The sequence below is a fragment of the Mucilaginibacter sp. SG538B genome, from assembly GCF_013376065.1.
In the GTDB taxonomy this organism is placed as follows: Bacteria; Bacteroidota; Bacteroidia; order Sphingobacteriales; family Sphingobacteriaceae; genus Mucilaginibacter; species Mucilaginibacter rubeus.
Window position 1 is genome coordinate 370,763 of record NZ_JABMJI010000005.1, and the last position, 17,032, is coordinate 387,794.

General features: G+C 45.1%; 11 protein-coding genes. 7 read left to right on the plus strand and 4 right to left on the minus strand.

All coding sequences use genetic code 11. The features are described 5' to 3' along the window. Positions 1-609: 609 nt before the first annotated feature. Positions 610-819 carry a hypothetical protein gene (locus tag FHW88_RS25155; protein ID WP_176628386.1) on the minus strand — a complete coding sequence of 70 codons (210 nt, stop codon included), beginning with the start codon at positions 817-819 and terminating at the stop codon, positions 610-612. 295 nt (positions 820-1,114) lie between these two features. Here FHW88_RS25155 and FHW88_RS25160 point away from each other — a divergent pair, with 295 nt between their 5' ends. The 4 genes from FHW88_RS25160 to FHW88_RS25175 all read left to right on the plus strand — a co-directional run bounded on the left by FHW88_RS25160 (position 1,115) and on the right by FHW88_RS25175 (position 8,700). Beyond that, a complete protein-coding gene (locus FHW88_RS25160; protein WP_176628387.1) occupies positions 1,115-2,158 on the plus strand; it encodes a FecR family protein in 1,044 nt (347 codons plus the stop codon). Between the two features lie 159 nt (positions 2,159-2,317). Then, positions 2,318-5,872, plus strand: a complete 3,555-nt coding sequence (locus tag FHW88_RS25165) for a SusC/RagA family TonB-linked outer membrane protein (RefSeq protein WP_176628388.1) — start codon at positions 2,318-2,320, stop codon at positions 5,870-5,872. Positions 5,873-5,874: 2 nt separating this feature from the next. Next, a complete protein-coding gene (locus tag FHW88_RS25170) occupies positions 5,875-7,275 on the plus strand; it encodes a RagB/SusD family nutrient uptake outer membrane protein (RefSeq protein ID WP_176628389.1) in 1,401 nt (466 codons plus the stop codon). Then, a complete protein-coding gene (locus FHW88_RS25175) occupies positions 7,276-8,700 on the plus strand; it encodes a TlpA family protein disulfide reductase (RefSeq protein WP_176628390.1) in 1,425 nt (474 codons plus the stop codon). A gap of 43 nt (positions 8,701-8,743) precedes the next feature. On the opposite strand, the gene FHW88_RS25180 is transcribed toward FHW88_RS25175, so the two are convergent. The 3 genes from FHW88_RS25180 to FHW88_RS25190 are packed head-to-tail and all read right to left on the minus strand — an operon-like array spanning position 8,744 to position 12,126. Further along, positions 8,744-9,019, minus strand: coding sequence for a hypothetical protein (locus FHW88_RS25180; RefSeq protein ID WP_176628391.1), 276 nt, complete (start codon positions 9,017-9,019; stop codon positions 8,744-8,746). Between the two features lie 5 nt (positions 9,020-9,024). Beyond that, complete coding sequence (locus FHW88_RS25185) at positions 9,025-9,543, minus strand: MauE/DoxX family redox-associated membrane protein (protein ID WP_176628392.1); 519 nt, start codon at positions 9,541-9,543, stop codon at positions 9,025-9,027. Positions 9,544-9,546: 3 nt separating this feature from the next. Continuing rightward, positions 9,547-12,126, minus strand: a complete 2,580-nt coding sequence (locus FHW88_RS25190) for a lanthionine synthetase LanC family protein (RefSeq protein ID WP_176628393.1) — start codon at positions 12,124-12,126, stop codon at positions 9,547-9,549. Between the two features lie 905 nt (positions 12,127-13,031). On the opposite strand from FHW88_RS25190, the gene FHW88_RS25195 reads away from it, so the two are divergent. The 3 genes from FHW88_RS25195 (at position 13,032) to FHW88_RS25205 (ending at position 17,031) form a co-directional block, all read left to right on the plus strand. Continuing rightward, positions 13,032-14,288 (plus strand): hypothetical protein, encoded by a 1,257-nt coding sequence (locus FHW88_RS25195; protein ID WP_176628394.1) that lies wholly within the window; start codon positions 13,032-13,034, stop codon positions 14,286-14,288. 528 nt (positions 14,289-14,816) lie between these two features. Further along, a complete protein-coding gene (locus FHW88_RS25200; protein ID WP_176628395.1) occupies positions 14,817-15,500 on the plus strand; it encodes a hypothetical protein in 684 nt (227 codons plus the stop codon). 970 nt (positions 15,501-16,470) lie between these two features. Beyond that, a complete protein-coding gene (locus tag FHW88_RS25205; protein ID WP_176628396.1) occupies positions 16,471-17,031 on the plus strand; it encodes a hypothetical protein in 561 nt (186 codons plus the stop codon). The last annotated feature ends 1 nt before the right edge of the window (position 17,032 follow it).

A 17,032-nucleotide genomic window follows, 5' to 3' on the forward strand; every position in this document is an offset into this window, starting at 1 on the left:
GACGCCCCCTGCATCTGCGCCGTTTGCGGGCGGCCCCGGCGGAGCCGGGGCGAATCGTTGTGGCACGTTTACCGCAGGCACCAGTTGATATTTGGTAAAAATAATTTTTGCCGGTGAGTTCCTTAAAAAACTACCAGGACGGGATGTTCAATGGCGTTGGTGTTCCATACAGCAGATATAACCCGGGCTCATCATTTCTGTCTTGAGTAAATTCAGCAGGGGCATTGTGAGGTGTCTAAAAAAAAAGAGCCACGCTTCTCCCGAAACGCGGCTTTAATGTTATTTAATACCCCTATTAAAATAACAAGTATTCATAAATATAACTAAATACTGACATCGAGGACGTGTGTAATATGAAAAATACAAAAAGCCCGTCAGGGGACAGGCTTTGGGCAGATATAGGATATGTAGGGGTACCGAATAATTCTGAAGAGTAACTGATCAAATATAATTTAATAAATCCATACCTGAAGTGGCAATGTTATGAAATATTGGTAAAGATTGGATGGATTTCTTGCGGAATAGAAATGCAAAAGGCTGACTAACCTGACGTGGGCAAGCATTTACTTTACAGGCAATCTTTGCTGCTGTGATAATTTATGGTACAGCTTATAGTTCACCGGCCGCAAGCATAACTGCAGCGATCACGCCGCTTTTCATTTCCATTAAGTTGCCCGCGTAGTTTATCCAGCGTTCCCCCGAGTGCAGGAACGTGTATGGGGTTCCGTACATCATGATCTTCAGCTCACCAGGCTTGCGGCTTTCAATAGTAAAATAGTAAGTGCGGTTCTCATGGTGCGCCGCAAGACGTTCGGACATGGCGCGAAATTAGGAATTTAAAGATATAGCCACGAAAAACATTTGCGAATTAACAAAAATCATCATGATAAATTAAATACGATTTGAAACTTTTAGTTACCCGGTCTTTTGCTAAGGTGCTTTATCCATAGAAAAGGTCATAAAAAAAAATGAAAATTTTTATTCCGGTAAGGCGCGGGTTAACTGTCTTGTCCTGTAAACCGGGTTTTACCGGGCACAGCATATGGATAAGAACGAAATTAAAGACTGGTCCCAAAAATACACCGGGGGAAAACTGACCGAGCAGGAAAAGTCCATGTTCGAGAAGTGGTTCCTGGATACCGGCGAGGAAACCGAATTGCCACCCGATGACAGGATCGAAAATCTGCGACAAGAGATATTGCACCAGCTACCCGGGCATCCGGCCGGGAAATTTTCCGGCGGATTCCTGATAGCGGCAGCGGCTATTGCTTTAATTATGGTATCACTGATCATGCAGCTTGTATTCCACAAAAGCGAGCTGATCATTGGAAACCAAAGCCCGGACATTCCGCCCGGAGGCAACAGGGCAGTGCTCACACTCGCAAACGGCCAAAAGATCGATCTCACGAATGCAGCGGACGGACGGCTTGCCGTCCGCCCGGGCCTGGGCGTGATCAAAAAGGCGTCCGGGCAGATCCAGTACCTGGACGATGGCCACCGCAACAGGAACGACGGGACGGGTGAGGACATGATTTCCACTCCGCCGGGTGGAACCTGGCAACTGCGGTTGCCGGATGGAACGAAGGTTTGGCTTAATAATTCTTCGTCACTAAGATATCCCGGCACTTTTGCGGGGCAAAAACTGAGAACGGTCAAACTTGAAGGAGAAGCTTATTTTGAAGTTGCCAAAGATAAGGCACATCCTTTTGTGGTGAAAAGTACCGGACAGGAGGTCAAGGTGTTGGGAACGCATTTCAATGTTTCAGCTTTTAAAGACGATCAATTTACACGGACTACTTTACTGGAAGGAAAAGTAGCTGTCAATAAAGAGGGAAGTTCCCAGGCCAGGCAACTGGTTCCCGGTGAGCAGGCGAGTTTCAGTAAAGGGAGCTGGACTGTCAGGGTCGTAAACACGGAACAGGCTGTGGCCTGGAAAAATGGCTATTTCAGGTTTGATAATAGCCCGCTGGAGCAGGTGATGCGTGAGCTGTCCAGGTGGTACGGGGTCGAAGTCCGCTACGACGGGCCTCTATCCGGTGAAAGAATGACCGGCCGGATCTCCCGCGCTAAAAATATCAGCAAAGTGCTGATCGCCCTGGAAGCAACCAAAACAGTACATTTTAAAGTTGAAGGAAGGAGGGTGACCGTGATGAAATAAACCAGGAATAAGAATCAGTTAGTTAATAAGCCAGGAAACCGGATCCGACCCCGGTAGCCTGGCTTTAGCTGGCACCCTAAATTAAAAACGATTAACTCATTGCGCTGCCGCCGAATCCTTCAACATGAATAGCTGCAGCGCTGCCAAACTTCAGCCCGAATGTACAATTTTTATAAAGAAAAATTGGTACGGCCACTCCGCCGTTCCTCCCTGGTCCTTAAAGCTTTCCGGCTTGCGGCCCTATTAATGGTGATCCTCAACATGCAGGTCAGCGCGAGGATTTTAATTCAAAAAGTCAGTTTAACCGAGAAAAACAGCACGTTGCTTTCTGTCATGGAAAAGATCAGCAGACAGACCGGTTTCGATTTCATTTTGCCGGAAGGCGTAATCCCGTTTGCGAGGCCGGTTACGATCACCGTCCAACAGGAAGACCTTGCGCTGGTCCTCAGGAAAATATTTGATGAGCAGCCGCTGAACTACGAATTGCAGGAAAAGATGGTAGTGATCAGCCGTAAACTTCCTCCCGCAGCGCAGAAACATGCAATTGCTACACAGGTCAGGGTAAGCGGGGCGGTTCTTGATTCAACCGGCAAATGGCTGAACGCTGCAACCATTCAAATCCAGGCACGGGGAGCCGTAACCTATTCCGATGAGCGCGGAAGGTTCGGGATCACCGGGGAAGCGGGTGACCTGGTCTCCGTTTCCTTTGTAGGGTACCAGGCTTTTGATTTTAAACTTCGTGAAGGTATGCCTTTTCAAAGCATCAGGTTAAAGCCCGTCACGACCTCAATAGCCGAAGTCGCAGTCGTATCGACAGGATACCAGAACCTGCCGAAAGAACGGTCTACCGGATCGTTCGCCCAACTGAATAATGAAATGGTCAGCCGCCGAGTAAGCACAGATATTTTAAGCAGGCTGGAAGGCATCGTGCCCGGATTGTTGTTCAACCGGAATACAAGTGGCTCGTCGAGGGGCGGTAATGACATCAGCATCAGGGGAACAAATACCCTTTTTTCAAACAGTCAGCCCCTGGTGGTTTTGGATGGTTTCCCGTTCGACGGCGACATCAGCAATATCAATCCCAATGATATTGAAAACATCACTATTTTAAAGGACGCAGCCGCAGCAAGTATTTGGGGCGTGAGGTCCGGGAACGGCGTGATTGTTTTGAACTGCAAAAAAGGGAATCGCAATGAAAAGCTTTCGGTGGAACTCAATGCCAACCTGACCGCATCCGCTAAACCCGACCTGTTTTATAATCCCGGTTATCTGAATTCCTCGGATTACATAGATATTGAACAAAAATTATTTAATTCCGGCTTTTTTGACGGGCAGATCGGCGACCCGTTCCAGATCACATCGCCGGTTGTCAATATCCTTGCCGCCCGCCGTGACGGCTCCTTAAGTTCGGAACAGGCAGAAACGCAGATCGGTCAGCTCCGCAAACAGGATACCAGGAAGCAATCGGAGAAATATTTTTACCGGAATGGCATTTTACAGCAGTATAATCTCAATTTCCGGGGTGGCGGCGATAAAAGCGATTACTATTTATCTGCCGGCGAGGATCACCATACGGCAACACTCATCGGTAACCGCAATAACCGCATCACGCTTAACGCCAATTACAATTTCTACCCGTTAAAAGGCCTCTGGCTGTCTGCCGCAGTCAACTATATTCAAACGACTGCAGCAAATAACAGCACTGCGGACAATATTAATCCCGGCGGAAAGTATTATGCGGTTTTTCCTTACGAACAGGTCGCTGACGGGAACGGCAATGCCCTGGCCATTGTAAAAGGTCTGAATTATGAATTTGCAAAAAATGCGCAGCAACAGGGTTACCAGGATTGGCTTTATCGTCCATTGGATGAACTCAGATTTGCTGATAATATCAGTCATTCGATCGAGAACCGGATCAATACCGGTGTACAGTACCGGATCATCCCCGGACTGGATATTGCCCTGAAATACCAATACGAAAAGCAAGTAAGTAATGCCGATAATTATTTCAGCCCGTCAACCTTTTATACCCGCAACCTTGTTAATGAATACAGCCAGCCCAACGTGAGCGGCGGTTTTACTTACCCGATACCGAATTCCGGGATATTACAGCAATCGACCGGCAACCTGACCTCGCATCATGGCAGGGCGCAGGCAAGTTTAGACCGGACCATCGGAAAAGGCCACCGCGTGAATGCCATTGTTGGTGCAGAGATCTCTTCTGCAACGACAGAAAGCAGCGGCGGAACGGTATACGGCTATGATAAGGGTACCAGGAGCAGCTTTGCACAGGTGGATTACGCCACTTATTTTAACCTGAACCCGGAAGGCGCGGCCGCGCAGATCCCAACAAACCTGGCGTTCGAAAAATTTACTGACCATTACATTTCTTATTTTGGTAATGCGGCATACACCTATCTTGACCGTTATACCTTTTCGATCAGCGGAAGGATCGACAGATCAAATCTTTTTGGCGTAGAAACCAATCAAAAATCGGTACCTCTTTATTCTACCGGTCTGGCCTGGGACATGAGCAAAGAATCATTCTTTCATCTAACCTGGCTACCCAATCTGAAAATCAGGGCGACTTATGGTTACAATGCCAATGTCAACAAGACAGCTTCAGCAGTCACTACCCTGGAGCAGCAAAGTAATTCCTATTATTCGGGTTTGCCCTATAACACGATCAACAGCCCCGGAAATCCCGAACTTCGCTGGGAGAAGGTGCGCATCGCAAATTTTGGAATAGATTATGCCGTGAAAGATAACGTGTTGTCGGGAAGCCTGGAATACTATACCAAACAGGGAATAGACCTCTTTGGCAGTTCTCCCTTAGCGCCCTCAGCCGGCTTCAGCTCTTTTTTCGGTAACACGGCCAACACTTCCGGCCACGGTTTTGATATCGTCCTGAATTCGCGAAATTTCTATAAAGATGATTTCAAATGGGCTTCAACCCTGATGATCAGCTATGTGACCGATAAGGTCACCGTTTACGACAGCCCTGCTACGACATTGACTTATCTGGCAGCAGGCGACGGCAACGGCGGGACGATCACGCCATTTGCCGGTCAGCCTGTTTACGGTATTTACAGTTTCAGGTCCGGGCCGCTTACACATGACAATGGTGACCCTCAGGGTTATCTCAATGGTGAGTTAAGTACTGACTACAAAAATATTATTTCAACAATCACGATCGCCGACCTGTATTTTAACGGCCCGTCGAGGCCGACGACTTTCGGCGCGGTTCGCAACACTTTCAGCTATAAGAACTGGACTTTGTCCGCAAATATTATTTTTAAGCTGAACTATTATTTCAGAAAAACTTCAACGGGATTATCCTATGACCAGATTGTCTATGGCAGCGTAAACCGGGACTACGCTGACCGATGGCAAAATCCGGGGGATGAGCTTCGGACCACGGTTCCCTCTATAGCTATGCCACCGGCAAGCAGTGACCGCCAAACATTTTACCAATATTCGCAGGGGCTTGTTGATAAAGGCGACCATGTCCGTCTCCAGGATATCAGGCTCTCTTATACGATCAAACCGTTTGGCAGAACGACGCCGTTATTCAAAAGGATGGAAGTTTATGCCTATCTGAATAACGCCGGTATTTTGTGGCGTAAAAATAAAGACCATCTTGATCCTGACCTGTTTTCAGGTGCTTACCCGCTTCCAAGAACCATATCCTTCGGCTTTAACTCAAAATTCTAACCATGAGAAAAACATTCACCGGCCCATTGTTCGGGTGCATCGTCTGCATCATGGGCATCCTGCTTTACAGTTGTAAGAAACAGGACGAGTTCCTGGATACGAAGCCTAATCAGGCTTTAAAAACACCTGCTACACTGGCGGACCTTCGCGGTTTGCTCCAAAATGAAAGTGTCTTCAATAGTCAGCCTGACCCGGGGCTCGGCGAGATCGCCTCTGACGATTTTATGATCCAGGACGCGATATTTCCCACACTATCGTCTACCGATCGCAATGCATTTACCTGGGCGCAGGTGGTATTCGATGCGGCGACGATACAGAACTCGGATTGGAACTCCCCGTACCAGATTGTTTATTACGCCAATGTCGTTTTAGATGCGCTCCCCGCCATTGTACCTGCGGCAAATGAGAAACAAGCATACGATCAGGTAAAGGCAAGTGCGCTGTTTTACAGGGCATGGGCATTCTATGGCCTTTTACAAACATTTGCGATGCCATATGACAAGCGGACGGCGGCAGATCAGCCGGGCATCATCCTGCGATTGAATTCGGACCTGAATACACATCCACCGAGATCGAGTATAGCAGCTTGTTACGCCCGCGTGATCTCCGACCTCAAAACTGCCCTGCCGGCTTTGCCCCTAAGCCCTGCCTTGAAGACCAGTCCTTCTCAGGCCGCGGTAAATGCCCTTTTGGCCCGGATCAGCCTGGGCATGGCTGATTATTCCTCGGCGCTAAACTACGCTGATGCCTGCCTTGTACAATTTGATACGCTGACTGATTATAACACGTTAACCAAGCCGACTACAACGACGCTTAGCAGCACTTACCTGAGCGAGGATATTTATCACAGCAATATGGTGGGACACGTCGTATACAGTGTGCGCAGGGACAGTTATATAAGTCCCGACCTTTATCAAAGTTATGATATCAATGATCTTCGCAGGTCTAAGTTTTTTGCCATCCTGGACGGCTTGCCTCAATTTCCCAGGTTTGTCGGCTCCTACGACATCAAAGGGCAAAAGTATGATGGCCTGGCCACCGACGAAATCTACCTGATCAAAGCGGAGTGCCAGGCAAGGACAGGGGATGCAAATGGCGCGATGTCGTCTTTGAATACGCTGCTTCGCATGAGATGGAAAACAGGCACTTTCGTACCCTATACGGCGGTGTCTGCGGATGACGCCCTGTTGCAGGTACTCAGGGAACGCCAAAAGGAATTGCTGTTGCGGGGCCTGCGCTGGACGGACCTGCGGAGGTTGAATTTGGAAAGCCGTTTCGCAATAACCCTTAAGAAAACGGTAAATGGTGGCAGCTTTGTTTTGCCGCCGAATGATCCGAAATATGCTTTTCCCTTACCGGATATTGAAGTTAAACTGGGTGGAGCAACCCAAAATCCCAGATAAATGAAAAGAATCAACGTCACCATGAAATTTATTTTTGCGATATTATTATGCCTCTCCTGTGCGGTGCAACTTTGTTCGGCGGAGCCAACGGTGAGGATCGCGGGGCGCGCGGATTTTTTGAAAACGGGAGATACCATTATACTTTCAGTTTCTCCCTATGCCGGACGGCTTAATGAGATAAAGTCCGTTTATCGCTGCGCTGCAGGAGAAGGTACCTTTGAATTTCTAATCCCGGCGCAAAGCAAACCGGTTTATGTCCGGCTTCAGTTTCAAAATGCGAGCGCTAATGATCTGTCGAACCTCCTGCTTTTTCCAGGGGACAACCTTGATCTGCGGATCCAATCCGGGAGTTTGTCATTCGATGGTCCCTCAGCGGCACGATTTGAGGTACAAAAGGAACTTTTATCATTAGGCAGGCAAAGTGCCCGGGAATTTCATACTATTTACCGGCCGGAATTCCTGGCGCAGACATTCGCGCATCTGGACTCCCTTGCGTCCGGTTCGTTGAAAATACTGACAGACCGAAAAACAGCTATAGGTTCGGCCTGCTTCCTGCGTTTATCGGAGGATATTTACATGGCGGCAGCTACTGCGAAATTCAATTTTATCAATTATGGTTGTATGAATAAACCGGCCGAAATTGAGGAAAGCTTTAAGTCGGCTTTTAAGATTTACGGAAAGCCTGTCATTCCCGCAACCAGGGAGATAGTCTTTGATAAATCAGGCAAACCGGTTTCAGGATATGCTACCGAACTCGTTTACCAGCAATACCTGGTCGACTCCTGCATATTTATGCACAGGCCGTTTGACCTTCATCAATGCTATCGTTATGAGGCCGGCAGTTTCTCCGGGGAATTCAGGGATGAACTGGTCATTGAACTGTTTATCATGAAAAGGGCGGCCGCCGGTAGCGTGACAGCAGACATGGATGAAGCTCTTGGTTATTTAACAGATAACAAGTTAAGAGACCTGTTGGCAAAGATCAGATACACCAATACCGCAGGGAAAATTGCTCCGGACTTTACACTGGTCAATGCCATGGGCAGGCAAATAAACCTCAAAGATTTCAGGGGAAAACTTGTTGTGCTCGATTTCTGGTTTACCGGCTGTGGCGCGTGCAGGCAAATGGCACCGGTAATGCAGGCTCTCGAAAAAAGGTTTGATGGGCAACCTGTTGTTTTTATTACCATCAGTATCGATAAATCCAGGACGCTTTGGCTCGAAACTTTAAGAAGCAACATATATACATCGCCGATGAGCATTAACCTGTTCACAGAAGGCAGGGGCGAGTCCCATGACGTTATCCGTAATTTTGATGTACACGGCTATCCGACCATCATCATGATCGATAAGAACGGAGCCTTTTGCCCTAAACCGGACCATAGTGAAGCAGGGATCTCCGGAATGATCGACAAATATCTTTAAGAAAAAAAGACCATCTGCCGAGGCCGGCAGATGGTCTTTTCAATTACAAACTGATATATACCTTGTTGGTAGGGGTGTGGTTCGCAGGAACTACGTTATCAGTGGGTGCCACGCTGGTTGTAATGGTGCAGATGCGGCTGGTCTGCGTTAAACATTGCGCAGTGCCCGGATTCGGAACTGTTTTGGTCCAGTGGAAGCCATTACCGGCTGTTTGCCTGGCGTAATAGGTTGTTGCCAATGGTTTGGGGCTTTGTGCAAATGCACTTCCCAAGCCGGTTAACGCTGCGATGGCCATCAGGCCCATTCTGATTTTTTTCATGGTCTTTAATATTTAGAAATGTTCACGGGTTTTACCACAGGACCCGTATTAACCTGATTTCGCGCGCGAGAAATATCTTGTGCCACTGAGGCTGTTGGTGTTCGTGTTATGTTTTGTAACCGGCGATAGTACCGCAGGCTGATCGCCGCGAGGAATACAAATGCCAGGTTAATTAAAAAGTGCGGCCCCCAGCCAAGTGATTTGATCACGCCGCCACATGCGCAGGGCGCTTTGGGGAAAAGGTGAAGCAGTGCCGCGCCTACATATCCGGTAAAACAGCTCATCATCATAAGGAATGCGTATAACCCTGCGATACGGGTTTTATCACTCACCAGCAAGGCCGCGACGATGATCTCAATTCCGGGCAGCAGGTAGGTCATCGACGAAGTGAGCCAGTCCGGCAGGTGTTGAAATCGCATCGATATTTCAAAATCCTTAAAGTCCAGTATTTTACTGAAACCTGTATAAAGGAACATCAATACCAGCAGGCTGGTAATAAGCTCGTACAACAATTCTTTTTTCATGGTTTATTTGATGAGTTGAATAGGGAAATTGATTTCATTTGGATGCGATAACCGTAGCAGAAAATGGAGCACCCCCGCGTTTCCAGACCAGAAATCTGCTGTCGGTTCAAGTTGTGCGCCGTCGAGCCAGTAACATTGGCCCCGGTCACGAAAACAACTGTTGAGCAATGCGCCCTGGACTGCGCTTGCGCGCAAATGCCACGCTTCCTCGCCGAATACCCGGAAGGCTTCGAGGTAGATTTCGCCAAGGCCCGCAAGCCCGTTGCCAAAGGAACTATAGTTGCTGGTAATCTGAATGGGATGGACGGCAAGAACTTCTGTGGCGATCTGCTTATATTCGGGGACACCAAGTATTTCGTAGGCTTTAATAAAAGTCAGCGCAACGCCCGAAAAACCGTGTTCGAGCCATGGATCGATCGCTTTGTTATCTGCACTTACGGACCAGGTTCGCACCCCGTTCTCTGACCTGCGTTCATTTTTCAGCCATGTTAGCGCGGCATTGATCCGTATGCCTAATTCTTCCGGGCCGTATTTGGCATAGTAACACAGTAAAAAGTAGGTAATACCTGCAACGCCATGGGAAAAACCGGTTACCCGATATCCCTTTCCGTTAGGCGCGACGGGGTTTGTCGTCCAGGAACCATCGGTTTGTTGCATTGTGGAAATTTGTTGTACAATACCGGCCAGCAGCCGCGGATCGTGCACAAGTGCCGGACAGTCGATGAGGTAAAGTAGTTTTAATCCTTTGCCCGAAAGGCCATTGGAAATTGAAGCCGAAAAAGCTGGCTCCGTGTTGTACGACCCGGGAAAATTCCTGCACATAAAATCGGGAGCCCGCTTGGCGCTGTGGCTTTCCATTCCTGAAATTTCTGCGGCCAGCAAGTGTAAGTCAAGTTCCGGAAGTTCGATGAAGCCGGTGGAGTTGAGCAAGGTATTTATGCTTTCAGCCAGAACGTCATCCAGGATTTGCGACTGAGTATATCTTTTGAATAATACCAGAATGGTTAATTCAGCAAGACCAAAAGTTGGCATCAGGGAGCAAAGTGTTTTGAGGCCTTCGATCAGGACGTTCGCCGGTGTTCCCGGGCTGATCGACGGAAATTGATCATTTCCGATATCATCATTCGTAAGCAAAACGATCTCATAAAGCTCCAGAACCTGGCAGATGTCGTTGAGGGCGGGCCGGGATCCGGGATCGCGGTTTAGGCAGGAAACAATCATTGATACCACCGAGCTCGACTCGATAAACCAGGCCAGGTTGATCGCCAGCAGCTCTTTATCGCTGTGGTTTAGCTTATTGGGTAGAACTCCGCTTAGCACAGACATTAGCAAAGCACCCAAACTATAAATGTCGTCTGTTTTCGAGGGTGCCTTGCCTGCCGCCTGTTCCGGCGACATATAACCCGGCGTGCCCAATGTAAAAGGTGGCTCCGGAGCAGCATTCCGCAAATCATAGCATAATTCAATATCAATGGCAAATACCTGTCCTTCGTCTGGGACTATAAAATTTGCAGCTGTTACATCCCGGTGTACAAATCCTTCCTGGTGGAAAATCCCTATTATCCTGACAATCTGTAACAGGTAGCCAATCACCGTTCTTTTATTTTCACGGGACATCGTGCGCCAGGTTTTACCTTCACTTAATTGTGCAGCCCTTTCGATGAGGGAAACAGATTCTTTGTATTCCATCGCGAAGAAACCGTCGCCATGGAGTTCGAAATAAGCTATCGGTTTAGGAAGGATTCCCAGGTCGGCAAGCTGCTGATGGATCCGGTATTGCCATTTTAATCGGTCTTTGGCATCCCGGCCACTATTGTCAAAACTCTGGTGACGCCTGCCCTGTTTCAGTACGCACCACTGCATATTGTAAATACTGTTGAGCTTTAATGCTTTGATGACATTGCCCTTCGGTTCCTTTTTAAATGTTTCTATCGGAATGTATTGCCTGTTAAGCAGGCGACTTTCCTTGTATGGTTTGATCGGACTGGTATCCTGGAACGGCCAGGTTTGACGATTAGTTTTCATTAATGCTATTAGCGAATCTGCAATTGCAGAACCGTAAAAGATTGTTTTTTTGACCTGGCCGGTATTTGAATTTCCTAATAATGGGCCGTAACTTATAGCAATGACACCGGTAAGGTGATAGGCGCATGGCATCGCCGGGCCGAATAAATCCCGGGTAAGATCGGTCAGTTTATTAAATAATCTCCTTAAGTCCTTTTCGGGGCTAACATAGATCGAGATGACCTTGCCGGTGAGCTGGAAACCGCTTGCACCGACCAGTATGTTATTGTGCTGTTCTGCGTCTGCCGGAATAGCAAATGGCAGTTGCTCCAATTGCAGCAAATTCAGGATTGGTTTGATGTACGAATCAAATTGCTGGCGTACGAGCGATATATGGATAAGCCAGCTTTCAATACCGTCAGGTGAGCCTGAGATTAGATACGGCGCGATATGCGAAAATGAAATGCCTTGTTCCCGGAGGTAAAAAGCATATCCTGGTTCCTCTTTTCTGAAGGAGTTGATCGCTGTTTGCGGTGTGGCTTCAACTGATCCTGAATCTTTTATCGATGCTTGTGCCATTTCCTTTGCTTGGTTAAGATTACTTTCTTACGAGCAAAGGAACAGGGTTTTAGAAAGCGAAAACAGTGGGAAAAGGGTGGTAATCCGGCATAAATAAAAATGTCAAAAAAGTAACATGGAAAGTCATATTTTTCATTAGAATGGGCTATTTCGGCTTTCGGATCATCAACTTAAGCTTAAAGTAGAGCAAACGTTTTACCACCCCCAAAATGAAACTTCGATAGCAGGCCGGAAGCAATCTGCCATCACTTAGAAAATGTTTTTAAATCAGATCCCCTGGTAGCATCTAACCTTTTCATGATTGCGGAATTCTCGCGCTGCCCTGCCTGGTCTGTCAACCGCCGTTAAATGATAGACAACAAAAATAAGGCTCGTAGATTTGGCACCGTTTACAGTGCTTCTATTGATCCGAATTTGTGATTAATAAAAGCTTCTCAGTTCACTCATTTGATATTGATTGGTTCGAAGCTAAATGGAATCGATCCGATGACAAAAGGATTTTGTGTCGTATCCTCTACGATCTTGTTACATATGTTAAAATAATCAACATATTGCTCTATTATAAAATAGGATTTTCAATAGTTTACATTTTATTTATATTTTATTTGTTATATCTTTAAGTGTAACAATCAAACCCATTATCACATGAAATACGCACTTGTCTTAGCTTCGGATCTCAATAAAAGAGATTGGGTATGTTATCTGATAGCAGACTCTACAGCAGCCATCAAAAATTTGAACTGTTATAACCCTACGGTCGTCAAACTTCCCAAATCCTCTTATCCTGGTACTGTTGATCCTTCGCCTGTCTTCAAGCAAAGCTGTGTAACGGGGAATAACGCTGAGTTCAGAATAGTTAGCCTACAAAACTTAAATCTAACAGGGGCATTTAATCTGGCATAGATATGAAAAAGCTTGCGCTATTATTAGGTGCCGCCATAGTTATTTCGGCATCATGCACAACGCCCAAAGTAATGCGGTACTACCGCTCTATCGCAGAAACTAAAACGCTTTCTACCAAGACGGAGGTTTCCAAGTATTTTGAGGTAAATGCTTTCATTCTTGATCCGACGGCGGGAGCGAACAAGACAATCACCGATCTTTCTGACCGCGGGCAGGGCTCATTGGTTGAAGCATTAAACACAAAGACAAAAACGCCAAAGGAACTCGTATCAGCGTTGGCTGGCTCACTTAAGGAATCCCAAACTGCTGGTGGGACAAAAGGCACTCTCTTATGGAAGAAACGGATAGTATTAAACGTGTTAAAAGTTGACAAGGAAAGGGCCAACCGACTTCAGCAAATCCTTTTTACAATGGAAATTCCGGTGGCGCTTCAGAATAATGTTGAATTTGTCAGTTGGGATAAAATCGCTACTGAGTCCCAGGTTATTGACCTCGGCAAGATTACTTCTGGCAGTACAACCTCAACCTCTTTCTCTCCCGAAATCACGCTGGCCGGCACGGTGCAGGGTAAAGCACCCGGAGCCTTTTCCAGCAGCAAAACATTCACTGAAGAAAAGTCATTCGCTTCTAAATTCGTAGGATTAAATGCCGCATTAGCTAGTAAGAGTAAATTCCAGGTTGTATACCAGCCACTGCCCAATGAAAGTAACTCAGTCAATATTGTAGTGGAAGTAACACTACGGTCGAAGCTATCCAAAGAAGTAACGGTACTTGATTTCACTGGTTTATACGATGGAACAATCGCTAATACAGATCAGTCAAAAGTAGGCATTACCGGCACAGTTTTGATCAGGCCGGACTTCGGTGCCGGAACTCCAGAAGTTCCCATTGACTTGAGCTACGATTTTCGGTACCGGACAGCTGAAAACGGAAGGCGAACCGAGCCTGAATACGACGATGAAGTAACGTATCTTGATGGCTCCATTTCGGAACCGACAAAATTTAAGTTGTTCGATAAAGAAGAAAGCGAAGCCGTAAAGACATGGGAGATCACCGATGGCGTGAATATTCTTCATCTGTTCAAAGCCGGGAGTGCCGAACAAATATTGTTCGATAATTCAGCCAGCGCTTATCAATTGCTAAACTGGATAAAGCAAACGGGCAGCTTGAAGGTTTCGGACTACGAACTTCGCTCTGGACCATACAATGTGATAACTACAGCAAATATTCCTAACCTGCAAGTTCGAATAACCCCATAATCATCAATTATAGTTTATTTGTGCGAAAAGCGGCCTTCATCGTTGTACAAGCGGGAGCAGTGAATATTTTGCCAATTTGCCCAACAATTCAACAGTGTTGAATGTGATATGTCTTTTGAATTTAATAATCCCACATAGCAATTGTTATCAGATTATAATATCGAGGTTCACTACAGTACCAAAACAGCTGGTGTTCTAAAGAATATAAAAACTACCGAATATGGCCATAGGGTGGGCATTATTTCAATCCGAAAGATCATTGGAAAATATGTATGTATTTACATTGAATGTTGGCCATCGCTAAGCCAGGCGCTTTCTGCTAAAAGAGATTTTCAAGGCTGTAGATATAACCAACAATTCCGAGGAATACACTTAGAATTTCTTCAATCTTATCATCCAAAGGAATAATTATTTGACTTTAAACTAATATTGGAATGCTGAGAATTCAGCTTAAGGTGTAGTTTACCCTTAATTAAATGGCTTATGTTCAAATTTACGTATATTACACATAATCTAAAAATCACAATCATGAAAAAAATCCTGTCACTAACCTTCTTTTGTTTAACTTGTTTTATGGCATTTGGCCAAGCTGACTCTGTACAGTTTAAACTGGGAGTGAAGACCGAAACAAAGTCTTCGTTAATTTCCAAAATTAAGATTAACAATGTCGATGTTGCCACCGACGCCGATAACTCAAAGTATTTCTCTATTAATTCTACCTGCAATTTTAGTATTCCCAAATATTCTACCTTGACTGGCGGCGGAACGTTTGTTTTCCGAAGAATTAAGACAGATGCGCAGGGTAGCCTTAGTGCTTTTGGAAGTTCTCTTTCCTTTGATAAAAAATCAGATTTTTATGTATTTTATTTTGCGAGAAGTAAAAGTTACGAATGCGATGCACTAGGGCAAAAGTCCAACGTCTCCTTTGGAGTAGGTGTTTACGTCATTTTTAAAATAAGTGAAGTTAAAAGTAATATAAAAATTAATACCGTTTATGATATATCGGCAGCGGGACAGCTTGGCTTAGCTAGAATAGAATTAGATGTTAGAACTTACGGTATGACCCCGTCCTTACAAAATGAATTTATACCTGAAAAACTCGCGAATATAGCAATTGAGTCAGCTCAATATTTTGACAAAATAGTCGGGGTAGCAAAAAACTCTATTAACGACACTAACACTGAATGCAACACCTTACCTATAGCAATTTGAAAGGGCTATCGTTATACTAAACGTGTTTCTGTTCGTAGAACAAATTGGACGGAGTAAGCCTTTCAAAAAAGAATTTGAACTGCAAGTATTCCCTTAAAACAAAAAAATTAAAAATGCTTCAACACTAGGAAAACTCTCCCTCGAATTTATTAACAGAATCCGCTTTATTTAAAGCGTTCAAACAAAATTTAATTGAAAAGCTAGTGTGAAAGTCGATCCTACCGTTTTAAAGTTCTTCTTTGTAATGCCTACTAAATATAACACCACCTAATAGAATAATCTGCTAACCGAATCGGACTTTTTCAAAATCTCGAACCACTGATAATTATCTATAGTGCTGACAACACGTTTATTGAAGTTAATAGGCGGTTCGAGGTTAGTCCTGTTCGGGCTACCGAATCGGACAAGCTTGAAAAATCAGGTATTTTCTGATTTTTGTTATGCCTACCTCATTGTTTATTAGCCACATAGGCAATACGCTTCCGTTATCTTGGCGGTTCGATGAACATTTCCGTCAAAACTTAGCTTTTCAGGATAAATCGGACCAATCAATGTTCGCTTTTCTACCGTATCTGATTGATTAAAGATCACATCAATATTAGGACGCCACGTGATAGCCTTGCGAGTGATATTGGATTGATCTTAAAAAACAGCTTTCCCATAAACGCGTCTGCAATCTAAACCAAAAGTGATTACATTGAATTAGAAGCAATTTTAGTGATCTTTAAAGGTTTGCTCGTCGTACCAGATAACTAAGATTATCGATTAACCCTGACCTTAACTGGGTGCAAGAAAAATGATTTCTACTGGTTAGACTATTTTTATTAATTCACTGCAAATCAATTATATGTATTTTAATTTCTCGACTTTATAACTATATTAGATTAGGTGAACGCTATTTAAGTTTTTTGATTACCAAATCGATCACTAATAATTATAGACCTTTCATAATATTAAAAAATTCAAAAACATGAGACATGCAGTAATTATTATCGCTACGATTGCCATAATGTTGACAATTATGGCTTTTACACATTCTAACGACCAAGCAATAGGAGCGATTGGAGATGTAAAGTACTCTGTCCTACCGCCTGACAAGTTCAAAGAAGAAAATGGTAATGGCTGGGCGCTAATGGATGATAAGATTCCACTTCAAGGCTCTGATTTAAACACAAAACACGGAATAACATCTTTACCTGATGCTAGAGGTCTTTTTATTCGTAGTTTAAACTTGAATAGAAATGATGAAAAAGGAGACCCATACGCAAAAGAAAATAAGAGAGCAAGATCAGTAGGAGAATATCAAGGAGATGCTGTAGGAAAGCATACCCATCCAATTGATATGAAAACCGGATACATGCTTAATTTGGGCGCTTTCCAAAATCCTCCACCTGTTAGTATTTTTGTTGGAGATCGACCTGCATACAATAATTCCTACGGAGGGTTAACCGCTACTGACGCGTCGCTCCCAATTATCGAAACGAGACCAAAAAATATTGCACTATACACTTATATTAAGATAAATGACTAAT